Genomic DNA, 21,932 nt, shown 5'->3' with positions numbered 1-21,932 from the left:
AACTGCTGCTGAATCTCATGACCAAACGCTGCTGCTGAAAGTGCACGAAGCCACACCGCGGCCGCCAACCGGCCCGACGTCCCCAGCCGTCTCCCCGCTCGTGCGAAATCGTCGACCCGCGCGAGGAAGGGCGTGTACGGACTTACACGATCTTTCAGACACACCCCGCGAGGAACGCCACCGCTCGTGACCTGAGCACGGAAGGAGTCAACTGGCAGATGGGCGAGACAGCGACGCGCTGACCTCCACCGCGCCCTGGACCCGATGAGCGGGCTTGTTTCCCTGGTTGAGCGATGGGCTCGGGTTACGTTGGGCGTTGCAACTGGGCGGTGGTGCTGCTGCGTCTTGGTTTACGCAGCCGAGTTGAGGGAGTGAAAGCGGGTGGGGGCGGAGTCGTTCCACGTGGACGTGGAGGCGCTCAAGAACGCGGGGTTGGGGGCGGCGGACCTGATGGCGCTGCTGGGCAGCCACCGTGTTGAGGACATCGACTGTGACGCGGATGCCGTGGGGCATGAAGGTCTAGGCGCGGCACTGGCCCGTTTCTGCGAGCGGTGGCAGGTGGGCGTGAAGAACCTGACGAAGGACGGTCGGGTGCTCTCGCGCAATTTGATCGACACAGCAGGCGCCTATCTGGAGGTGGACCACCAGGTCGCCGCAAGCCTGGATCGGATCGTTTCCCATACCCGTGGTGGTGCGCATGGCTGAGCTGGGGGAGAGCCGGGATCCGAAGGACCTGGTGTCAGGCGATGCGAAGGCTGTGGAGGCTACGGCTCACCTGCTGACACGATTCGGGCAGACGTTGTCCCGGGTCGGCTCCGGACTGCGAGACCTGGACCATGGCGGATGGAAGGGGAAGGCAGCGGATGCCTTCCACAGCTTTTACGACGGGGAACCGAAGCGCTGGATCACATGTGGTGATGCCTTCCATGACGCGGCGCGTGCCCTGACCTCTTACGGCAATACCCTGACGTGGGCGCAAGGGAAGGCGGAGCAGGCCATCTCGCTGTGGGAGCACGGCGAGCAGCAGACCCGACAGGCGAAGGCGGCCTACGAGCGTGCCGCCCAGCAAGCCCAACAGCAGGGCGGCGTCGACGGGGCCTCTGCCCTGGCCCCCTTCTCCGACCCGGGCGAGGCAACACGGGAGCGGGCCCGCTCCCTGCTGCACCAGGCCCGCAGCCAGGTGCAGGCGGACGGAAGCCGCAGCGCCGGGGTGGTGGCCAAGGCGCAGGAGGCGGCGCCGCCGGAACCGTCGCTGTGGGACAAAGCCACCAGCGCAGTGGAATCGGGACTGCACTCTCTTGTGGACGATGTCCGCCACGGCGCGGCCACCGCGCTGCGCGGAGTGGGACATGCCGAGCATATGGCGCTGCAGGGCGCCGGCACGCTGCTCGGGGAAGAGATCAAAGGCGCCGGGAAGATCGCTGGGGGAGCTCTGCACGCCGGCGCTTCCGTGCTGTCGGGGCTGGGGTTCCGCGACGGCTCGCGTGATCTGGAGACCGCGGGCGAAGACGTGGAGACCTCCACGGAAGACGCCGGCGAGGACGTCGAAGACCGCACGGACGAGGCGGGCCAAGACATCGAAGACACGGCGGACCGGGAGGCGACCGATGTCGAGGACGGCGGCAGTGGTGGTGGCGGTGGCGGTGCCCGCGACCCTGGCGGCCACGGGCACTACGTCATCATCGACAAGGTGAAGTACCCCGAGACCGCCCAGCACGTCGACGAGGCCCAGTCGGGAATCTCCTGGCGCGGCGATGAGCGGCGCGAACAACAACAACCCGCGGATTTGACGATCGACCGTGACGGCGCCGACGACAATCGCAAGGCATCCCTGAGAGGGATACCGAAACGAGGCGCTGAGAAACTGGACCGGGACGAGTACCCGCCCGCGATGTTCGAGGAAGGCGGCTTGGGCGCCTCAGTCAAGTACATCGATAGGAGCGACAACCGTGGAGCCGGCAGATCGATGGGGAACCAAGTCAAGGGCCTCGACAACGGCGACCAGGTGACGGTGGTGACCGGATGACCCTGCCCTTCGATCCGCGCGAACGGCCCTACCTCGCCGCGCTCATCGCACAAGCTCGCTACCCCCTGGGGCCACCCATCACCCTGGCATTGGACCGCTCCGACGGGGCCTTCGGCGAGCTGGCCACGCTGCTGACGCGCCACAACGGCCTGACCGCTTTCAATGCCGGGCTGCAAGTCTTTCGCGCCGGCAGCGAAGGCATGGGCCCAGACCTGCAGAAGTGGAACGACCTGCAGACCTGGAAGCACACCTACGAGGGTCTGGCCGACGGTTTGCTGTGCTTCGCTCAGGACCTCTTCGGAGTCCAGTTCGCCCTCGACAACGATGCGCAGGTGGTGCGCTTCGACCCCGAAACCGCCGAGCGCACCGCCCTCGGCGACACCCTGGAAGACTGGGCACGCTGGCTCCTGGCCGACCCCGACGTGCGTGGTGCACACGCCTTCGCCACCAGCTGGCAGGACCGCCACGGCGCCCTCGCCCACGACCAACGCCTGATCCCACTGCGCTTCTTCACCCTCGGTGGCGCCTACGAGGACGACAACCTCGCCGTTAAGGACGCCGCCCAGTGCATGCGCATCCGCGGCCCCCTCGCCCAGACCCTGTACCGACTGCCCGACGGAGCCAACTTCCAGATGACTTCCACCCCACCTCCCAGCGACCCCGATCTGCTCTCCCACCACGAGTTCGACGTTTTCGCTGACTACTGCACCGTGCTGATCCAGGACGACGACGCACGCCTGGGCGAGCCCGAACGCTCCTGGTTCGATCTGCTGGTAGATGACTGGATCAACACCGCTCCCGGCATCGTCGGCATCGGAGCCGCCCGCCCCTTCAAGGTCCCCTTCACCGTAGATGTACGCCGCACGCCACCTGCCGAGGACGACACGGAACTTCAGCAGGCCGACCATGTCACCCAGGCCAGCCTCGCCCTCCCCTCCGGACGTTTGCTGATCTCCTCGCAGGACTTCGGCGACGAACCCCGCATCCCCCTAACCCCCGGCAACTACGCCGCGCGCATCTACTCCCACGGCCTGAACACCCTCTCCGAGGACGCCCTGGAGGGGGAAGACCGCTACCACGTAGTGCTCTGGCCCACGGACGAAGACCACCCCGCCCTGGTCCTCAAGCGCTACCCCGAGCCCCTTCCAGGCGGCTGACACCACCGAGAACCTCATTCGAGCATGACGAGCCGGGCCCGGTTGCCGAGGGCCCTGCGCGCAGTCAGCGCGCCGGAGTACGGGGTGTAGGGGCCCCGACGATTCTGGACCATCAGGATGTTGGACGGACCGTCGGCGGTGATACGGGTGGGCCGCTCCGTCGGGGCCTTCCAGAAACCACAGGGCGTGATGTTGACCGGCATGCCGGCCGTCAACGGGTGCCGGGCGCGATCGGCGGTCGGCGGTCACCGCGCGCCGGTGGGCGGGGACCGACGCCGGCCAGCGCACTTTTCTCCTTCTTTCCAGCGCTACCCGCCCACCGTACGGAGCCGACCGGGCGCCGGGTACTCGGCGCGCCAACCGACACGTGCAGAGACGGCAGGAGGGCAGAATAGGAGCTCACATGGCGCGGGTGAAGGAGCGTTGCGAATGAGGCCGGGAAGGCGGCAGGAGCTAGATGATCAATTCCAAGGGATGCCTGCGGAGGGTGTGGGGTGGGCGGCGGCCGAAGCCACCGCGAGACGGTCAGGCGGCGGGCTGCCGGCCCTGGTTGTCGAGGTGGCAGCGGGCGGTCAGGCGTCAGGGTCGACTTCGGGGTGCGTGAACCGCACGGGCTTGCCCAGCGACCGGGCGTAGGCGATTTCGGCTCGGGTGCTGTCTCCGATGTAGTCGCCGACTACGAGCACCTCATCAGCGAGCCGGATCTTCGCCCGGTGCAGATCGTCGAGTCGAACCTTCAGCGCCTCGGCCTCGACAGGATCGAACCAAAGTTCGTGCGGCGACTTCATGTCACAGCCCGGTTTGACGACAATCTTTCCGGCTTTGGTCTCCCGCAGATCGGCCTCGTTCATCTCGGTCATGAAGCGGGTGGAGCCGCAGATCACGACGATACGCGGGAGGCTCAACAGCTTCTTCGCTTCGGCGAGCTTCTCCTCGGGGGTGAGCAGTTGCGGGTATGACACTGGTTCCTCCTGGTGGGGTGGTCCAAGGGGTGCCTGCGGAGACGAGAACGAGGGTGTCCAAGATCGTTTTGTGACGAACGACGTGGACACCCTCGCGACAGCACTCTATGCGACGACCGACGACATGCTGAAGGAGCATCCCGACCTGGCGCCGTGGCGCCCGCCGGTCGGCATTACGCCCCGCCTGAGCGATGCCGAACTGGTCACCCTCGCCACGATGCAGGCCATACTCGGCTACACCTCCGAGGCCAAATGGCTCCGCCATGCCCGTGCCCACCTGCGCCACCTCTTCCCCTACCTGCCCCAGCAGCCCGGCTACAACAAGCGGCTGCGCAAGGCCGCCGGTCTGATGCGAAGCGTCAACCGGATCCTGGCCACCACCACCTCGGTGTGGAGCGACGACGTATGGGTCGTGGACTCCACCCCGGTGGAATGCGGCCGCTCCCGCGAGACCGTCAAACGCTCCGACCTGGCAGGTTGGGCCGAATACGGCTACTGCGCCAGCCACAGCCGCTTCTTCTGGGGCCTGCGCATGCACCTGGTCTGCACCCTTCAGGGCCTGCCCATCGCCTTCGCCCTGACCGGGGCCAAGGCTGACGAACGCGAGACCCTCCTTGACCTCCTGGCAGCCGAATGCGAGCTTCTGCGAGAGCGCCCCCGACAGACTCTCATCGGCGACAAGAACTACTTCGGCCGTGGTTTCGAACGCGAACTGTCCGAGCGTGGAGTCCAGTTGCTGCGGCCTGCCCGTAAAGGTGAACGGGAACGGCCTGGCGCAGCCCTGTTCAAGCCGCTGCGACAGGTCATCGAATCGATCAACGAGACCTTCAAGGGACAGCTTGACCTCGAACGGCACCGAGGGCGCACACCCGGAGGTGCCATAGCCCGCGTCATGCAACGCATCCTCGCGCTGACCGCCGCGATCTGGCACAACGACGCCACCGGACAAACCGTCCTACGCTCACTGATCGCCTACGATCACTGACCCCTTGGACTAGATCATCTAGGGACCGGAACCCTGGCCCTGATGTCGGGGCGGGACGGGGCGGTGCGGGTCGCGAACACCGGTCCGGCCACCGCGGTCGGGGCGGGCTCGCACGCCAACTCCGGTCTGACCACACGAAGCAGCGTGCACGAAGGCATGGAAGTCGACGGGACCGCAGAGGCACGCGCCGAGGACGGCGGCCGCGCGAACACCGGCTACGACCAGCTCTGACGTGGTGTGGGAGCTACACCGTCCGTCTGGGCTACAAGCCAGCGGTGCGGCTCGTCGGCCCTTCGTCTGAGACCACGGCTTCAAACACCTCCGTGTCCGAGGGGAAACGACGAGCCGGTTGCGGATGACCGGATCTGGCCACGCAGCTGTCGGCCGCAACGACTCGCCACCGGGATACAGCGTGACGTGATCGTCGCTGACTAGTGCATCACGGAAGCTACGAGGGTGCGCAGCGGTTCGGTGAGTTCGGGGTGGTCGCCGCGGGAGGCGGATTGGAGTAGGTCTGCTGCGACGACGAGGAGTGCGGTGTGGCCGGCAGGGCTGTCCAGGATGGGGAATTCGGCGCGGATGCGGGCGGCGGTCTGCGGGGCGAGGAGGGAGTAGGCGTACAGCAAAGCCGGGTCGTAGCCGACCGGCGCCAGCCCGAACCCTTCGAAATCCAGCAACGTCGGCCCGCTGGTGGTGAGGTTGGCGAAGTGGCAGTCGCCGTGAGCGGTGGCCCATTCGATCCCTGACGGCGCCTGAACGCCTGCGTGTTGGGGGAGTGCGCGGTCGATCCACTGCCGGCGCACCGCGACGCGCTCGGTGGGTGTGGCGGCGATGGTCTCCAGGTCGGTGTGCAGGGATTTCCACCATGTCTCCGGCAGCTCCAGCTCACCGGTCAGCACGGGCTCCGGTGCGCAGGTGGGGGAGTCGATGTAGGCGGTGAGTTCGGCGCGGTAGGCCGTGCCGTCGCGCTCGATGCCGTCGCGGATGCCGTACAGGGCTGGCTTACGCACCCCGGGGAAAGCGGCGGCCGCGTCCTTGGTGCCCTCCCACAGCTTTCCCTTCGCCTGCTCGGCGGGCGCAGAGATCAGCCGCAGCCAACAGGCTCCATGGTCAGGGTAGTGCGCTTTCTGCCCGAGGGTGCGGCCCTGGTAGCCCCATAGCCGCTGCCCCTCGACGGTGACGCCGAGTGCGGCGCTCGCTTCCTGTTGTGCGGCGAGTGCGCGGTGTTCGTCAGCTGGGGTGGTGGGGGGCGAGTACATCGCACACCTTCCGCAGAGTCCGGGACGGGATAGCCGCCTGGTCGAGGGCGGCGCGAGCGGCCTCCCAGTGTGCCGGAGCCGACGCCGACAGCAGAACCTTCGTCACCCCTGGGCATGAAGCGGCCGCCAGCAGGCACGCCTGCGCAACGGACAGCCCCGGCCGCAACAACGCGGCAAGATCTTCGGTCGCTGCCCGCACGAGTTCACCGCCGTGCAGGGGCGCGGAGGCGTAGACCTGCCAGCCACGCTCGGCTGCCTCACCGATCGGCCCCCGCCCGTCCAGAGCCAGCTCAAGCGCATCGGCCTCGACCAGGCTGACCGGCAGCTGCACAGCACGCAGCCGGTGCTCGGGAGAGCCGGCGGCCTCGGTGGCCAGGCGCTCCAGTTCCCCGACGGTCAACAGCCCCTCGGTGAAGCCGGACCAGCTGGCGACCCCGTACGTGCCCAGGTGCCCGGCTGCTGCCGCTTCCTCCAGCACCGCGAAAGCTTCGCGCAGCACGATCGACAGCACCGCCGGATCGCCGGTGCGCTCTGGATTGTGCAGGAAGACGGTCTCGAGACAAGCGCGACCGAGAGCAGCACGGTTGCGCTCCACCTGCCAGCCCACATACCCAGCCGCCAGGCTGTGCCCACGCTCGGCATCCTCAGGGGGCAGAACGCCGGCGGCCACAGCGGCGGCCGCGCCAGGAGCGGGGAAGCCGACCTTCGTCGACACCTGCAGCCCTGGATGGTCGGCGAGGACAGGAGCGAGCAGGCGGTGGGCACGACCGGCCAGGTAGTTGGGAGCGGTATCCACCCACGCGGTGCCCGGACAGGCGGCCGCCCGCCGGGCCGCGGTGGCCGCTTCCCGCAGCCGGTACGTGCCCAGCGCCAACGACGCCGTCACCACACGCTTCCCCTCACCGTGGCGGCCTGGACGGCCACCAGCTCCCCGGCTACCGCAGCGGCGTCGGCGACCGCCAGCTCCGCAGCTGCCGCCAGCTCGGCCAGAGATACCCAGCCCCCGCCCAGCAGGCACCGCAGCAGCGGTTCGACGGCTGGGTCGAAGTCCACCTCCTGACCCGCCGCGGCGAAACGGACCACCACCGCACCCTCACCACCGACCGCAGACATCAGACGCGCCCGCCCCGTCGTCAGCCGCACACACAGATCCGGATCGGCGGGTACACCGTCGAGGTGGGGGAGGGCAGGGCGGAGCCGGCCGACATCCTCAGCGTCCCGGGCCACGGCAAACCGCTCCAGCAGCCCAGGTTCCCCCAGGGCGGCCACCAGATGCTCGCGCAGCGAGCGCATGTAGGCGGCCTGGGCGTCGGGACCCGCGTGCAGGGGCAGGTCGGCACGCACCTGCTCCGTGGCCCGGAGCATCTCGGAGAGCCACCCGATCAGGTCGGCGCCCGTGTGCGGGGCCAGCCCGCACGTCAGGTGAAGGGAGCGGACGCCTTGGTCGGCGGCGACCGCGTGCCACCAGCCACGCGGCAGATACAACACATCCCCCGGCTCCAGAACCAGGTCAGCTACCGGCTGCTCGGGCGGAGGCTCAGGCTGGGCGGTGTCGCGGTGCATCGGCGCGATCCGGGTCGGCGCGTATAGCCGCCAGTGCTTGGATCCCTCGACCTGGACCACGATCACGTCGTGGTCGTCCCAATGAGTGCCGAAGCCCTCGCGGGCGCTCCACGAGGCGTAGGCGTTGACCTGAACGTGCGTACGCAGCCAGCTCTCCAGGTGCTGGGCGAGGTCGGCCACCGGTTCATGGAGTTCGTCGATCGCATCGATCACCAACGAGGCCCCCTCAGCCAGACACTGGTGCAGTTCGGCCGGGTGGGTGCGCTGCCAGACGGTGTGCCGACGGGTGGTGACGGGCACGGCATATCGGTGCTGGGGAAGCATCTCTCCGCCGGCGGACAGCCGCAGCCGCGGCACTTCAAGGCGGTGAGTGGAGAGCAGGTCGTTGAGCGTGTCGAAGGAGACCAGGGCGCCGGGGTCGGTCACGGCGCCAGGGACGTAGCGGAACTCGCGGTGCAGCGACCGGGCCAGGAACTCCTCCTGGCCCAGCCGCTCCGCGATGAGCTGGGAAGCCATCGCTTCGGTCACCGTCGCCTGTCAGTCGTTGCCGTCCGAGCGGCCGGTACCGCCGCCGTCGGAGGGCGTCGCGCCCCGGGCGCGGGCAGCCTGGATCTGCCGACGGGCGCGGACCAGACCGCTACCCCCTGCAGTGGACGTTTCGGTGTGCTGCGACATCGCTGCCTCCATGAACAGATCGTCCGGCACTCCGGCCGGCGTAGAAACAGCGTCGCGCAGCAACTGGCCCCAAATCATTGCCCGTTGAAGCACAGGCATTGCGGGCCCACCCGCAATGTTCCCGCCCGCAGGCGTACTGCCTCACCGGAACCAGCTCAGCTACCGTGAGGCAGGCTGACCGCTCCACAACGGGGGTGCGCCATAGCCACGATCACCCGCTCACGCCGCGCCACCATCGTCAAAGAGGCGGCGCAGATCCGCATGCACTGCCAACGCCAAGGCCGCAGCACCGAGCGGACCGTGACCGCCATCCGCAACGCCCTGCCGGAAGTCACCGCTCTTGAGGCCTGGCGTCTGGCCCTGGGCTGGTCGAGAGCCGACACCGTCGCCCAGATCAGCGACCTCTACCGAGCCGACGGCCTCATCCCCCCAGGACCATCGCAGTCCATGCTCTGCCGCTGGGAACACGACCCCCACGACTGGCCCGGCCAGGAATACACCGCCATGCTCTGCCGGGCCTACGGGGCACGCCCGGTGCAGCTCGGCCTCAGCCGAGCCGGTGGCGAGGCCTTCGATGGCCTCGGGTTAGGGGCAAAGATCCGATACGGTCGAGCCGATGCCGAGGCGTGCGAGGCACCCGCACGGGAAAGGGTGGTGGCGATGACCACATCCACCGGTCTGCCGGCCGTCCGCGAATCCCTCCACCTCGCTCTGCTCACCGACCCCGCAGGCAGCAGCGCCGTCGTCGAACTGGCCGAAGCCGCCGTCGAGCACTACGCCCTCAACTACAGCAAGCACCCACCCCACACCCTCTTCGGCGAAGTACGCACCGCACGCAACCTGCTGACCGACGCACTGACCACCCACACCGTCGAAGAAACCGTCGCCGCCGAGATGCGACGCAGCATCGGCTGGCTCTCAGCACTCCTCGGCAACCTCGCGTTCCACCTCGACGATGCCTCCGGAGCCAGAGCACACCTGACAACCGCCGGAACCTATGGCACCCGCTCCGCAGACGCACGCCTGACTGCATGGGCCTGCGGAGCCCAAAGCATGGTGGCCCGCGCCGCCGGCCAATACGCCCGCGCCCTCACCCACGCCGAACAAGGCCTCATCCACGCGCCAGCCGGGCTCGCCCGCGCCCAGCTGCACGCCTGGGCACAGCTGCCGACGCTCGCCGGGCAAGGCCGCGCCGACGAAGCTGATGCCGCACTCGCAGCCGCAGGCAGGGAACTGGAAGCGGACGCAGTCGGCGAAGCGCCAGGCCGGTTTGGCTTCGACGTCGCCGAATACGCTCTCCACGAAGCCGAAGCCCACCTCTCGCTCGGCCGCACCGAGCAAGCCGCTGTCCAGGCCGAAGCCTCAGCGAGCCACGCTGCCGTAGGCACACCGGGGTGGGCAGCCAGCACGTTGGTGCTCGCGCAGACCGAGGCCGCACTTCGTCCGGCTGACGCCGCGCAACGCGCCCTCGACGTTCTGGAGAGGGTGCCGGCTGCCAGACTGCGCTCGACCTCCCGCGCCCGGCTAGTCCGCCTGGACAAAGCCCTCGCTACTACCCCGGCGGCCGGAGTCGATGATCTACACGAGCGTGTCCGGTCGTTGCCACCGTCCATCGACGATCACGGAAAAGACGAAGCCAGCGCGTAACAACGCAGCAGCGCACCGACGCCAGCCGTGTTAACACAGGGACCCGCTGTTGGCGGGCTCCTGCGCTGTCACCGATCGACGACAGAACTACGACGACGCACCGGGCTTTCGCGGTGCCAGCAGCCGCGGCAAAATTTCCCACAACAGAATTGAGCCAGAAGCCCGTTGGCCCAGCAACCCGGCGGTCGACCACGTGCAGCCGCTGAGACTTTGCCAACGGTGAGCAGTTCGCGGAGAACCTGCCGTTGGTCACCAAGACCACCACGTCCGCCCCGTGCAATTGCCGCGCCGTCCCGTTCAGCACATGCAGGTTGGGCGTCCCAACCGCGGACCCGGCCACCCCGGCCCGGCGGCGCTTGCACTTAATGACCCAGCGCCTGCCGAACGATCAGTCGCCTTCAGGTCCCGTACCGCGTGCTCGAACTGCCGATGGTGCAGTGCGTCCAGCCGATACCGCAAACCTTGAGCCTCCACCCGCTGCCACTTGGCGCGCAGCGCCATCCACCAGCCACCAACCGCCATGGCGAGCACTGCGAGCGCGACACCCGGCCCGGCACCGCCGGCTGCCTCGCAGTCCCCAGGGAATGCCCGGGCAATCTGACGTTGCGCTGTCCTACGTGGAAGTTCAGCTGACGTCCGCGGTTCGCGTCCGGCCTGGGGCTGGCGAGCTTGGCTAGGGAGCGGATCAGCCGCCACACGGTCGGCTCGTCCAGTGCGGCTGCAGAGACGGTGAGGAGGAGGTCTGTTGCCGGAGTACGGGTTTCCGCCGACATCACGCCGCGGCCGGGGGACGAAGAGCGTTCAGTCCGGAGTGACTCCACCCTACTGCCGCCGTCAACGAAGAGTCGTAGCATCGGTCATTCGAGTGAACTCGACTGCCCGCAGTGGTCGCGTGAATATCGCCACCATCAAGATGGTCCACAACGCCATGCCGCCGACTCAGGCTGCCTGACCAGCACAGGGACTGCGGCCTCGTCACACCATCGCGCCGGCGCGGAGGCAAAGGGCTGCTTCCGGCCGCGCCGCTACCTTCGCACGGACTTCAACGGGGGAGTGCTGCCATGCCCTGGCCACAACTGCGTACCTGCCAGCAGGAGGCTGTCGACCGGTACATGGCGGACCGAAAGGGCCGACGCGAGTGGCTTGCCATGCTCACCCCCGGAGCGGGTAAGACGATCTTCGCCCTGTATGTGGCTGCCACGCTCAAGGAGATGGGGGTCATCTCCCGGGTCGCCGTCTACGTGCCCAGCGACTCCCTGCGACAGCAATGGGCGGACGTTGCCTCAGTGTTCGGTCTCGAGTTGCTGCCCGTCAAAGACCCCTCGGACTACAACGACCGTGAATCCGATGGATTCGTCGCGACCTACGCTCAGATGAACGCGTCGGGCGCCGAGCGCGCTTTCCGTGCGGTCACCTCCACCCCGACACTGGCCATCCTGGATGAGGTTCACCACCTGGGCGACAACAAGACGTGGGGAGAGGGAACCCAGCGAGCCCTCACGCATGCCGAGAACATCCTCATGCTCACCGGCACGCCTTGGCGTTCCGACGACTGCCCCATCCCTTGGTGCCGCTACGACGCCGAAACTGGCCGGGTCCTGGTCGACTTCGCCTACGAGTACGGAAACGCAGTTGCCGACAATGTATGCCGGGCCGTGGAGATCCACGCCTACGACGGGCAAGCCCGCTATCTCGACAACGCCACAGAGATCACCAAGTCGCTCAGGGATACCGGCACGGGTCGGGAACTCGGCAGGATGTTCGATGCCGTCTTTGATCCGGAGCAGGAGTGGACCCCTGCCCTTCTGAACAAGGCGCACCAGCTGCTGGTTGACCGGCGTCGGGACGTGCCCGACGCCGGGGGGCTAGTGGTCACTGACAGCAAGGAGACAGCGAAAGCGATCGCCAAGCTCCTGACCCTGATCAGCGGCCAAGAGCCCACTGTGGTCATCAGCGAGGACGACCATGCCGTCGAAAAACTGAATGGCTTCAGGGAAGACGGCTCCAAGATGTGGCTCGTCGCGATCCGCATGGTGTCCGAGGGTGTCGACGTCCCCCGCCTCATGGTCGGCTGCTACCTGAGTCGCTGGAAGACCCCGCTGTTCTTCCGCCAGTACGTGGGACGCTTCGTCCGTACCCGCCCTGAATGTCCGCCGCATTTCGACGCCCACATCATCATCCCGGCCGTCTCGGTCTTGATGGAACTCGGCACCGAGATCGAGCAGGAACTGCGGGACCAGCTCAGCCGGTTCGACGATGACGAACTCGACGCTGACGACGCGGCGGAAGCACCCGTCGAAACATCACCCACCCTGCCCATTCCCCAGCAGCGCCACGAAAACACTGCAGGCGGTGAGGCCGAGCAGGCTGAGCTGTTCGACCTCGACGGCAATCCAGCCTTCATGGACGGCCCTGAAGCGCAGGCCCGAGGCACCGTTATTTTGGAGGCCGGATCCGCAGAGTTCTACCGCTCCGACCGGCGAGGCATCGGCCAGCCCGCCAAAATCTACCTACCCGGCCACGAAGCCTGCCTTGAACACAACATCCCTACCACCTACGCCCGGCACATGGCGGAATTCCTGGCCACACAGGCACGCATAGGGATTGCCGCCCCCATCCCGCCGCCAGCCGCTCCGATGCCTGCCTACAAGAAGAAAGACATGATCAGGGCTGAGGTTGACCGGCACGTTGACCGCCTCGCCCGCATGCAGTGCCGCCGCAACGGCAACGACAGCACCCAGGAACGAGGAAAGCGACAGACTGCGATCAATACTGATCTGATGCGGCGGTTCGGAGCCAGGCCCGACTGCACGACGTCTACCCTCAAACGCATCCTTGACCACCTGGCCACAGAGATCAAAAAGGAAGCAGCTCGTGACGGCGCACGACGCAGAACCCACCGTGCCAGGTGAACTCAAAGAACGCGGCCAGCTTGTCGCTTCCCTCGGCTCCTCACTCCGCTCGGGCGCCACCTCCCTGGGAACCGTCCCCAAATTGCTGGAGGAACTGCTCACCACCGGTGGCTGGATGGACTTCGTGACCCGCCTCGGCGACCACATCACCTACGAACCTGGCGAGTTCGCAGACTTCGTGGAAACGCTGCCCTTGCAAGGCCTGGGAGCCGACCTTGCGGTCATCGAGAGACTGATCGGACCCCGCCCGGACCTGCTAGCCATCCTCTACGAGCTGACACCTGCCCGCGGCCCCGGACGACCGAAAACTCTGAACGATGTACAGAGTTCTTTCGGCTCTTCCGCTGTGGCCGAGCAAGCGCCTGCCGTGCCCGCACCCCGCAAGAAGGCGCCCGCCGGCAACACCGTCGAGAACATCATGCGCAAGCTCGCCAGGGACCGGCCCGACCTGCTGGAGGAGGTCACCGCCGGGCGGATGAAGGCATACACTGCCGCGGTGGAAGCTGGGTGGCGACGGCCGCAAACCACCATCCCGCTGACCGACCCGGAATCCATCGCCCGCAAGCTGCTCGACAAGCTCGGAGCCGAACAAGCCCGCGAAGTGTGCACCACCTTGAGCCAGCTCGTCACGGACACCACGAGCGAAGCCTGACAGCCACGAAGGCAGACGGCCCTGGAGGGGCTTCAGCCCCCTGACTCTGCGATGCGTGGTCTTCCCTCGGTAGGCGTGACAGGAAATACGGAATTGCGCAGACTGACACATAGCTCCACTTCCGCTGACCCTGGCCTGCGCGTGTGATCCTGAGGGTCGGGATGTCCGCGCTGGGGGTCTATCTGGCGGCTGTGCAAATTCGGGAGTCGATTCCTAAGGGACGTTGTGGAGATGGGAGCCTTGGGGTCGCAAAGTGCCCCAGGCGGCGTTCCGCTTGCCGCCCGGATTTAGCGAGCGAGTGGGCCGACCAGGAAAGCGGCGGCGCCGTTTATCGCGGGACCGCCGTGAGGGGCTCCACTGATCTCATATAGGTGATCGTCATTGGGCACAGTTGACCGTGCCGTCCAGAGAAACCTCTACCCTAAGGGTTGTCCCGTAAATGATCTTCGAGTCACCTCGGGCGTGGGTGGCCGCAGTGCGGGCCGCTGAACTATCCGGCGAGGGCGAGGTTGTGCATCCGGGCGATGCCGAGCATGGCGTGGTGGACGCCGTCGCCTTTGAGGCGGCAGTCGCGGAGGATCTTCCAGGTCTTCATTCGGGCGAAGGCGTGCTCGACGCGGGCGCGGACCTGCTTGTGGGACGTGTTGTGTTCCTCTTTCCAGGCCGGGAGTTCGGTCTGGCCGCGCTCACGGCGGTGTGGGATGACGAGTCCGGTGCCCGGGTAACCGCCGTCGGCGATCGTGAGCGTCTTGCCGACGGCGGACTTGGCGCCGGACTCCTCCCATGCCTTGCGGTCGTTGCGGTTTCCGGCGAGCGGTCGGCCGACCACGACGACCAGTCGGGTGTCGGCGTCGATGACGACCTGGTGGTTGGTGGAGTACCGGTAGTTCTTCGACTGTGCGGCGATGGTGTGGTCGCGGGTGGGGACCAGGGTGCCGTCCACGATGAGCACGGTGTCCTTGGCGAACCGCTTGCGGGGCTGGAGCGCGAGCATCGGCCCGAGGTGGTTGATGATGCGGTCCGCCGCCGATTTGGACACCCCGAACAGCGGGGCGAGCTGTCGCATCGTCAGGTTCGTGCGCCAGTACGCCGCGACCAGCAGTGCCCGGTCCTCCAGCGGAAGGCTCCACGGCCGGCCCTTACAGACCGCGTCCGCACCCTCGCGCCGCAGAACAGTCACCAGCTTCCCGAAGGCACGCGGGCTCAACCCGGTGAACGGGGCTATCCAGGACGACTCCGACGCCGTGATCACACCAGCCATAGCAAGATCGTCTCACCTATGACCAGCAGTTACGGGACAAGCCTTAGTCTATGATAACCAGCAACTCGCTTAGTTCTAGGACTCCTTGCCAGAGCGCTTGTACGGTGACCTCTTCGCTGAGGGGAACAGTCTCTGTCCACCCGTCGTATGGCCTGCCGGCGTCGAGGACAGGGCGCCATCCCTGAGCCCTCCATTCCGCCAGGACCTGCTTCTCCAGCAACTCGGCGCTGCGTCCCAGGGGGAAGGGGAGAGTGGCGTGCCGCTTCCAGCCCCGTCCTTCGTGTCTTTCGACGCGCCGGGTTCCCAGATTGCAGATACCGATCTTCGCGGCCTTGAGGTGCTGGTGCGTCACCAGGTAGAGCAGGCCCGGTTTGCCGCGCTGGAATCCGTAGGGAGCGCACTCAGAGCACCCAGTGCCGCGGCTGTTCACACTTCCGAGGGTGGGATACACGATGCTCTGGCAGTTCATGCAGCGGCACTTCCACTGCTCCCGCACGCCCGGGTAAGGCACCTGGGGCGCCAGTCCTGCCTGACTGATCATGATGTCGCATGCAGCAAGCGGATCAATGACCACTCCGGCACACCACTTGCAGGCCTGCGCGCCGCGTCTCACCCAGCCCAGGCGCGGATAGATGATTCGGCTGGCTGGTCCGGGGCAGTCAGGGGCCAAACACCGGCACCTCCAGCGTGTGTTGACGCCCGGATACGCCTCCAGCGGCTCTGCGCCGGCTGCCCGCATCTCACTGACGGCCTGTTGATCAGGAACCCTTAGCCTCCCACCGCAATGCTTACACCCACCCTGCCCGCCGAGCACAACATTCGCATAGGCAGGGGTGATGTCGTCTGCCCTGCACCTGAGGCACAGGCACCGCCACGGCGCCCATGCAGCCTGGTAGTCCTCAAGTGGCTGAACTCCCCCCTCGATCATCCCCTGGACGGCACGCTCAGGACGGACAGCGACAAGTGCACAGTACTTACATGCCGAGATCTTGCTGGCGCGTGCGTCCGAGAGGCGGGGGCGAATGTCGGCCGGATCCCCCATCCACAAGCCGGGGCAAAGAGCGTTGAGGCACCGGCAGCGCCACGGGGTGTCGACTCCGGGAAAAGTCTCGAGTGGTTCGACTCCAGCGGCACGCATCGTGGTGACGGCCTCCTCGTGCGGTGTGCGCCGGATCTCGGCGGATTTCCGGAGCGCGCACGGGTTGCAGCCGCCACGGCCGGGCCGCATGACGTTGCGGTACAGCGGAGTGACGAAGGAAGCGCATGTCATGCAGACGCTGAGCCACTCTTTTGCCGGACCCGGGCCAGGCCGAGATAGGCCATACGCCCTTGTTGATCATATTGGCCTTTGCCTCGGCAGGATCGAGGTAGCGGGGCACTGCGGGATCTCCTGACTGGATAGGTCGCTTGATCGACTGCTGCGGGAACCGCAATCGCGTGGCACGGGCTCATGCCGAGGAGTCTGTGGGGAGCCCGATGTGGTGAAACAGGCTTCTCCGGACGGCAGCTGCTCTAGACAGTCCGGTTGCGGCGCCGCTGACGCCAGTTGGGATCCAGCTCTGGCGCGGGCTCCCGGGTGGGCTCGCTCTGGTCGCGGTCGTTGAGCTGCATCATCTTGTCGAACAGCCACAGCATGCGAAGGAAGCGAGCCAGGGCCAATGCCATAGCCGCCTCGAAGAGGTAGCGCGCCGAATGCGGATCGCGTGTGCCGTCAAGCCCCTGTGCAGCCAGGCAACATACGCAGATCAATGCTGTTGCGACAAGCAGGGACTTCCAGTTTCGGCGCAGTTCGTTCTGGTAATGCCGGCGTACCGCACGGATGCGTTCCCCGTTACTCGACAAGTAGATGGAGATCGCGATCGAGCCCAATCCTCCGATCGCCGACACGACCCCTGCAGCCGTCCCGTAAAGCGAGACCCGCTGGTCGGTGCCGATCCACGCCAACCAGTCCCCCTGGCCAGAAACCTCTACCACAAGGACATGGGCTGCCACGAGCGATACGGCGATCACGTAGTCCCACCACACGGCTTCCGACCATCGATCTACGAGAAAATCCCGCACGCTCATGCCGCCCCCTCGACGCGTCAGGTCTGGGCAGCCTCCACGGCCGCCCGCAGCTCGCCCTCGTGCTCGGCCGCTACGCCTAGGATGGCATCCACCGCTGACAAGATCCGGATGGAGTTCCCCTCTTCATCCACTGCCGACACACGCCGCTTGGCCGTGATGTGGTGCTCCGTTAGCTCCACCAGACGGCTGCGTTCGGCGCCGTCGGCCTCGGCGAAGACCAGCTTGGCGCGGGCGCGTTCGGCGGCGTCAGGCGCCACCGGGGCGATATCCCGCAGGTCGTCCAGGAGCGCCTGACGGTGCTCGGCGAGCGCCTTCCCACGTGGAACACTGATGATCATGGTGACGCTGATATCGCCGTACGCCTCGTGGGCCACGCGCAGGAACTTCGCCAGCCGACCGACCCGATCGCGCAGTGCCGAAACCTTGTGATTCCCGATCTTGATCTCGATACGTGATGCCCCGTGAGCGGCGGCCAGCCGTTCGACCTCAGCCTTCGACAGCACCGGCCGGACTACCAGGTCTACATCAGGGAATAGACGGAGCTCGTTCAACCAGGTCTCGAGAGACTTGTGGGTGGGGGCGGAGACTGACCCCTGCATAATGCCCACGACATTCCCGAACGGCAGGAAGCAGATTGCCGATGTATCGACGAAGCCTCGGCTGGCGTTCTGCTCGAGTTCCCGCCACTCTCCGGTACTCCAGTCCATCAGACTCAGCCACTCGCTGGCGTCCTTGACCCGGTGAAGCAGCAGATGGTCCTGCTCGTCTACGGTGGCCACCGATCCTACGAACGTGAGCTCTTTGTCGACCATCCGTTCCTGCAGGGAAGCGGTGGCCAGCGACGACAAAGCCCCGTCCCAGTCCAGCTGAGGCATCCGCACTTGTTCCCCCGAGGTGTTCTTGACGATCTCGAAGAAGGCGACTGTACGTTCCCGCATGTTCCGGATGGATGCCATCGCGTCTCCTATGGCAAGGCACGCGAGCTGACCGTCCTAAGGATGACGGGGAGTTGAACGGGCGGGCGTGCAGGGTGAGATGAGCATATGACGGTAGCACCAGATATCGCCCGGATGGCCGACGTGACCTCCCTCGAGCCCCTCAAGGCCCGCAATGCATCGAACTTATGCACTGACATCGAACTTACTAGTCAATCTTGGAGTCTGACGCTCGCATACTCGCCAGCAACACAGCCCTGCACAGGTGCCTTTCGTCCAGGAGACGGGCATCCCGCGGACGCGGGCCCACAACCATGCCCCAACGCCCCACGCGGTCTGTGACTCAAAGGGAAGCATGGGAAGGCAGGGGGCTCCAGGAGCCAACAGCCATTGCCGGGTTTTTGCGCGATGATGTTCTGCATGGTCATGTTGGTCCACGCCACCCCACTCTGTACTCCCGCGCAGCCGGTGCTGCGCCCGGACCAGATCGGAGGTCGGGATGCGACGGTGCGTCATCTGCGTCGGTCGGGTACGCGGGCGTTGTTCGTGTCGGCGACGGGGACGGGCAAGACACTGACCTCGATCCGGATCGCTGATGAACTGAACGCGCGTCTGGTGCTGGTGGTGGTGCCCACGCTGGACCTGGCGGCGCAGACCGCTCTGGCCTGGCGTCGCGATGGACACCTGGAGCACTTGGTGATCGTGTCCTCGATGGACACCGCAGCACACGACGCCCTCGCTGCACGCCGGATCGGCTCCACCAACAACTCCCAAGCCCTCGCAGCCCTAATGTCAGTTGTGGGGGAGAGGCAGGACCAGATCCCCGCTCTCACAGTGATCTGCACCTATGACTCCCTCGACAAAATCGAAGGTACTCAGCACAGCGCCTTCACGGTGCCGCCATTCGACTTGGCGATCATGGATGAAGCACACCGCATCGCCGGCCGCGCAGACAAGAAGTGGGCCGTCATCAACGACGGCAGCCGCATCCACGCAGACCGCCGCCTCTACATGACCGCGACACCACGAAGCTTCGCCGCCCCGGACCTGGCAGCCGCCGCAGACACAGCCCACCCTCGCCGCCGACGTCTCGCCCCCCTGCCCGACCTGGACGCGTCGGCGAACTCGATGGACAACGAGACGGTCTACGGCAAGAAGGTCCACGATTACCCCCTGGCAACGGCGGTCGCTGACGGCGTAGCCGCCGACTACCGCATCGTCGTACCCACCATCACCGACGCCGAACTACGCAACCGCCTGAACCTCCCAGCTCCCAGTACCACCGCGCAGGAGAAACCCGGCACCGCGGACGCGCTGCGCACCACCGCCCTGCACCTGGCCGTCCTCAGAGCCATGGCCGAGCACTCCATGCGCCGGGTACTGCTCTTCTTCCACCTCGTCGAGGACGCCAAAAGGTTCACCCGCGAGCTCGGCCACACCCTGCGCCGACTCCGCACCGCCGGCCCGCAGGCATACGCCGGCCTTAACCCGGAGATGTTCTTCATCCACGGCGACCACACCCCCGACGAACGCGCCGAAACCTTCGCCCGCTTCGCCACCTCACACTGCGCGATCCTGGCGAACGCCAAGGTCATCGCCGAAGGCATCGACATCCCCAGCGTCGACGCCGTCGTCTTCGCAGATCCCACCAGCAGCGTCATCCGCACCGTCCAAGGCCTGGGCCGCGCCCTACGGGTGGACGTCAGCGGGAAGGTCGCCAGCCTCATCGTCCCCGTCTACGTTCCGCCCGGCGCAGACCCCGAGGACATCCTGGGCACAGCGTACGAGCCGGTCTGGGCCATCACCTGCGCACTGGCCAGTCACGACCACCGCATCCTCGAACGCCTCCCCAACAAAGCCAACCGGCTCCCGAAAGAAACCAGCCAGCTCATCCAGCACCGCTGGCACTTCGACTTCACGCTCCACCCCGAACGCATCGCCCGTGCGATGGACCTCATCTCCTTCAACCCCCGGGGCGCAACCACCCGCTCCCGACGCGAAGGCCTCGCTGCAGCCCAGGCCTTTCACGACACCTACGGCCACCTCGACGTCCCCGCCGACTACACCGACGCCGTCGGCTACGCCTTGGGCCGCTTCATCACCACCATGCGCGACGCACACACCGCTGGCCGCCTCACCCCCGACTTCACAGCAGAACTCGACGCCCTCGACATGATCTGGGACAAGCACGACGCCGCCTGGCGCGCCCACCTCACCACCCTCGCCGACTACCACGCCGCCCACGGCCATCTCGCTATCCCGACCACCGCCCCCGGCGGCGCCTTCCTCGCCGAACAACGCTCTCTCGCCGCCCACGAAGATCTCGCCCCCACGCGCGCCGCCGACCTCGAAGCCATCGACCCCAACTGGAAACTGCCCTACGGACCAGACTGGCACCGCAAATACCACCTGCTCCGCCGTCACCTTGCCGCTGGGCACGACCCCGCCGCCCTGTACGCGAACACCCTCATCGGCACCGCCAAGATCGGACGCTGGCTCCAACGCCAGCTCACACGCTGGACCACCCTCGCCCCCGGCCAGCAGCACCTGCTCCACCAGATCGGGCTCACCCCCAACACCAGCCCCCTCACCCCGCCACAGCGCAGCNACCTGCTCCACCAGATCGGGCTCACCCCCAACACCAGCCCCCTCACCCCGCCACAGCGCAGCCGACGAACCTTCGAGCAGACCGTCCAGCTACTCGAACTCTTCCTCCACCGAGAACAGCGCGCTCCAACAGCCCGAGAGGAGATCGTCGTCGACGGCGAGCACGTCAAGATCGGGCCATGGCTCGCCAAGACCCGTACCAAGAAACGCGCCGGCCAACTACCGGATCACCATGATGACTTGCTGACCCGCCTGTTCGACAAAGAGTGGACCGACGACACTGCACGACCCGCTTTCGACGCAGACGCCACAACAAAGGGGACAGAACGAAGAACCGGATCCAACGAAACTTTTTCATGAAGGAAGCACCACGGGAGAAAGACACGAACTCCGCCCCTTGCCGTTCGCCCGGACCGGAGCCACCACCCGGAGCGCCTGTGAGCGACCGTCAAAAAGGAGGTACCTCGGACTGCTGGGAGACAGTAGGCGTTACTCCAGAATCTTCGGCATCAGCACCCAGCTTGTCGAGCCTTGACCGGATCGCACTGGGCTGACGCCCAAAGCACTCCGCGAGCTCCTCGACACTGCTCCCCGTGTCATGCATGTCCAACAGACGCTCGTCATCCTCCGCGGACCACTTCTGGTACGCGTTGCGATGCTGCTTCCGCACATCCTCCACCGTGTACTTACGGGAGTCCGCAGAGGAGGCATTCTCCCCTTGCGTTTCGACGGAAACCAAGACTTCGACGGGATAGCTGCAGACCTCAACTCCCCTCGACCAGAAGGTTGCTGTCCCTCCCTCAAAAGTCATCACGTCCGCCTCAATCTCCAAGGCCCGACGCATGACATCAGGGTCGTGAGGATCAGCAAGGAAGTCCGTGAACCGTAAGCGCATCGTAGAAGCAGCCATGGTTACGATCATGCCGAACACCGCTCCATCCGGCAGCTGTTTAGTCAGATAACTGACGCCACAGCCTGACCTCCCGTCAACCACTCGCAGCACCGTCCCCGTAGCCAGCTGGCCCCGCTTGCGGGGCCCAAGGCAGGGGAGCGAAGCGGACCTGCCCAGTCGAGGCCGCAACGCGGCCTCGACAAGTGCCCTGCAACGCAGGGCACTTCACTACTAGGGATCCGCTACGCGGATCCCTACCGCCGGCTTGCCGGCGGTAGCCTCGCCATGCGAGGCCCGATCCGCTACGCGGATCGGTTCGTGACCCGCTACGC

At 66.5% G+C, this 21,932-nt stretch carries 18 protein-coding genes and 2 pseudogenes; 9 read left to right on the top strand and 11 right to left on the bottom strand.

Annotation, left to right across the window (positions count from 1 at the left end; genetic code table 11):
• The first annotated feature begins 402 nt into the window (after positions 1-402).
• Genes DY245_RS15050 through DY245_RS44355 form a run of 3 tightly spaced genes read left to right on the top strand, consistent with a single transcriptional unit; the run spans position 403 to position 3,183 of the window.
• A complete protein-coding gene (locus DY245_RS15050) occupies positions 403-705 on the top strand; it encodes a hypothetical protein (protein ID WP_128507544.1) in 303 nt (100 codons plus the stop codon).
• Positions 698-2,026, top strand: coding sequence for a putative T7SS-secreted protein (locus DY245_RS15045; protein ID WP_128507542.1), 1,329 nt, complete (start codon positions 698-700; stop codon positions 2,024-2,026). Before DY245_RS15050 ends, DY245_RS15045 begins: the two co-directional genes overlap by 8 nt.
• Entirely contained in the window at positions 2,023-3,183 is a 1,161-nt protein-coding gene (locus DY245_RS44355; protein ID WP_181923678.1) for an SMI1/KNR4 family protein, read from the top strand. The genes DY245_RS15045 and DY245_RS44355 overlap by 4 nt, the downstream gene beginning before the upstream one ends.
• A 17-nt stretch (positions 3,184-3,200) precedes the next feature.
• On the opposite strand, the pseudogene DY245_RS15035 reads toward DY245_RS44355, so the two are convergent.
• Positions 3,201-3,471 (bottom strand): annotated as a pseudogene (locus DY245_RS15035) (alpha/beta hydrolase); the annotation flags it as partial.
• A 284-nt stretch (positions 3,472-3,755) separates the two neighbouring features.
• Entirely contained in the window at positions 3,756-4,145 is a 390-nt protein-coding gene (locus DY245_RS15030) for a hypothetical protein (protein WP_128507540.1), read from the bottom strand.
• A 70-nt stretch (positions 4,146-4,215) separates the two neighbouring features.
• Between DY245_RS15030 and DY245_RS15025 the strand changes: the two genes are divergently transcribed.
• Both DY245_RS15025 and DY245_RS15020 read left to right on the top strand, forming a co-directional pair.
• A complete protein-coding gene (locus DY245_RS15025; protein ID WP_128507538.1) occupies positions 4,216-5,130 on the top strand; it encodes an IS982 family transposase in 915 nt (304 codons plus the stop codon).
• Positions 5,131-5,172: 42 nt separating this feature from the next.
• Positions 5,173-5,361 (top strand): hypothetical protein, encoded by a 189-nt coding sequence (locus DY245_RS15020; RefSeq protein ID WP_128507536.1) that lies wholly within the window; start codon positions 5,173-5,175, stop codon positions 5,359-5,361.
• A 200-nt stretch (positions 5,362-5,561) separates the two neighbouring features.
• Here DY245_RS15020 and DY245_RS15015 read toward each other — a convergent pair whose 3' ends face one another.
• The 4 genes from DY245_RS15015 to DY245_RS44350 are packed head-to-tail and all read right to left on the bottom strand — an operon-like array spanning position 5,562 to position 8,627.
• Positions 5,562-6,389, bottom strand: coding sequence for a phosphotransferase (locus DY245_RS15015; protein ID WP_128507534.1), 828 nt, complete (start codon positions 6,387-6,389; stop codon positions 5,562-5,564).
• The gene (locus DY245_RS15010; RefSeq protein WP_244943052.1) at positions 6,361-7,278 is read right to left on the bottom strand and encodes an aldo/keto reductase; all 918 of its coding nucleotides are present in this window, start codon (positions 7,276-7,278) and stop codon (positions 6,361-6,363) included. The genes DY245_RS15015 and DY245_RS15010 overlap by 29 nt, the downstream gene beginning before the upstream one ends.
• Entirely contained in the window at positions 7,272-8,468 is a 1,197-nt protein-coding gene (locus DY245_RS15005; RefSeq protein ID WP_128507532.1) for a cupin domain-containing protein, read from the bottom strand. The genes DY245_RS15010 and DY245_RS15005 overlap by 7 nt, the downstream gene beginning before the upstream one ends.
• 21 nt (positions 8,469-8,489) lie before the next feature.
• On the bottom strand, positions 8,490-8,627 hold the full coding sequence (locus DY245_RS44350) for a hypothetical protein (protein WP_181923679.1): 138 nt from the start codon (positions 8,625-8,627) through the stop codon (positions 8,490-8,492).
• A 300-nt stretch (positions 8,628-8,927) separates the two neighbouring features.
• On the opposite strand from DY245_RS44350, the gene DY245_RS15000 reads away from it, so the two are divergent.
• On the top strand, positions 8,928-10,274 hold the full coding sequence (locus tag DY245_RS15000) for an NsdA family TPR-like regulatory protein (RefSeq protein WP_244943051.1): 1,347 nt from the start codon (positions 8,928-8,930) through the stop codon (positions 10,272-10,274).
• Here DY245_RS15000 and DY245_RS48255 read toward each other — a convergent pair.
• Positions 10,180-10,614, bottom strand: coding sequence for a hypothetical protein (locus DY245_RS48255; RefSeq protein WP_425329391.1), 435 nt, complete (start codon positions 10,612-10,614; stop codon positions 10,180-10,182). The two genes, DY245_RS15000 and DY245_RS48255, sit on opposite strands and share 95 nt — an antisense overlap.
• A 721-nt stretch (positions 10,615-11,335) precedes the next feature.
• Here DY245_RS48255 and DY245_RS14990 point away from each other — a divergent pair.
• Together DY245_RS14990 and DY245_RS14985 are read left to right on the top strand one after the other, a co-directional pair.
• Entirely contained in the window at positions 11,336-13,186 is a 1,851-nt protein-coding gene (locus DY245_RS14990; RefSeq protein WP_128507528.1) for a DEAD/DEAH box helicase, read from the top strand.
• Complete coding sequence (locus tag DY245_RS14985) at positions 13,149-13,838, top strand: hypothetical protein (protein WP_128507526.1); 690 nt, start codon at positions 13,149-13,151, stop codon at positions 13,836-13,838. Before DY245_RS14990 ends, DY245_RS14985 begins: the two co-directional genes overlap by 38 nt.
• Positions 13,839-14,328: 490 nt before the next feature.
• Here the strand turns inward: DY245_RS14985 and DY245_RS14980 are convergent, their stop codons facing one another.
• From DY245_RS14980 to DY245_RS14970, 3 genes are all read right to left on the bottom strand, one after another.
• Positions 14,329-15,099 carry a transposase gene (locus DY245_RS14980; protein WP_128507524.1) on the bottom strand — a complete coding sequence of 257 codons (771 nt, stop codon included), beginning with the start codon at positions 15,097-15,099 and terminating at the stop codon, positions 14,329-14,331.
• Positions 15,100-16,611: 1,512 nt separating this feature from the next.
• On the bottom strand, positions 16,612-17,166 hold the full coding sequence (locus DY245_RS14975) for a hypothetical protein (protein ID WP_128507522.1): 555 nt from the start codon (positions 17,164-17,166) through the stop codon (positions 16,612-16,614).
• 17 nt (positions 17,167-17,183) lie between these two features.
• On the bottom strand, positions 17,184-18,122 hold the full coding sequence (locus DY245_RS14970; RefSeq protein ID WP_244943050.1) for a hypothetical protein: 939 nt from the start codon (positions 18,120-18,122) through the stop codon (positions 17,184-17,186).
• A gap of 387 nt (positions 18,123-18,509) precedes the next feature.
• On the opposite strand from DY245_RS14970, the pseudogene DY245_RS14965 reads away from it, so the two are divergent.
• Positions 18,510-20,708, top strand: a pseudogene (locus tag DY245_RS14965) (helicase associated domain-containing protein); the annotation flags it as partial.
• Positions 20,709-21,156: 448 nt separating this feature from the next.
• Here the strand turns inward: DY245_RS14965 and DY245_RS14960 are convergent.
• Positions 21,157-21,630, bottom strand: a complete 474-nt coding sequence (locus DY245_RS14960) for a hypothetical protein (RefSeq protein WP_128507520.1) — start codon at positions 21,628-21,630, stop codon at positions 21,157-21,159.
• Between the last annotated feature and the right edge of the window lie 302 nt (positions 21,631-21,932).

It is taken from the genome of Streptomyces inhibens (genome assembly GCF_003389455.1).
GTDB classification, from domain to species: Bacteria; Actinomycetota; Actinomycetes; order Streptomycetales; family Streptomycetaceae; genus Streptomyces; species Streptomyces inhibens.
Note: the sequence above shows the minus strand (reverse complement) of the source record. Positions and strands in the feature narration are given on the sequence as shown.

Excerpts from the sequence above, each read along its gene's own strand:
- DY245_RS15005 (WP_128507532.1), bottom strand. The coding sequence starts at position 8,468 with ATGGCTTCCCAGCTCATCGCGGAGCGGCTGGGCCAGGAGGAGTTCCTG.
- DY245_RS14980 (WP_128507524.1), bottom strand. The coding sequence starts at position 15,099 with ATGGCTGGTGTGATCACGGCGTCGGAGTCGTCCTGGATAGCCCCGTTC.
- DY245_RS14970 (WP_244943050.1), bottom strand. The coding sequence starts at position 18,122 with ATGGCATCCATCCGGAACATGCGGGAACGTACAGTCGCCTTCTTCGAG.
- DY245_RS44355 (WP_181923678.1), top strand. The coding sequence starts at position 2,023 with ATGACCCTGCCCTTCGATCCGCGCGAACGGCCCTACCTCGCCGCGCTC.
- DY245_RS15045 (WP_128507542.1), top strand. The coding sequence starts at position 698 with ATGGCTGAGCTGGGGGAGAGCCGGGATCCGAAGGACCTGGTGTCAGGC.
- DY245_RS14975 (WP_128507522.1), bottom strand. The coding sequence starts at position 17,166 with ATGAGCGTGCGGGATTTTCTCGTAGATCGATGGTCGGAAGCCGTGTGG.
- DY245_RS14990 (WP_128507528.1), top strand. The coding sequence starts at position 11,336 with ATGCCCTGGCCACAACTGCGTACCTGCCAGCAGGAGGCTGTCGACCGG.
- DY245_RS15020 (WP_128507536.1), top strand. The coding sequence starts at position 5,173 with ATGTCGGGGCGGGACGGGGCGGTGCGGGTCGCGAACACCGGTCCGGCC.
- DY245_RS15015 (WP_128507534.1), bottom strand. The coding sequence starts at position 6,389 with ATGTACTCGCCCCCCACCACCCCAGCTGACGAACACCGCGCACTCGCC.
- DY245_RS14960 (WP_128507520.1), bottom strand. The coding sequence starts at position 21,630 with ATGATCGTAACCATGGCTGCTTCTACGATGCGCTTACGGTTCACGGAC.
- DY245_RS44350 (WP_181923679.1), bottom strand. The coding sequence starts at position 8,627 with ATGTCGCAGCACACCGAAACGTCCACTGCAGGGGGTAGCGGTCTGGTC.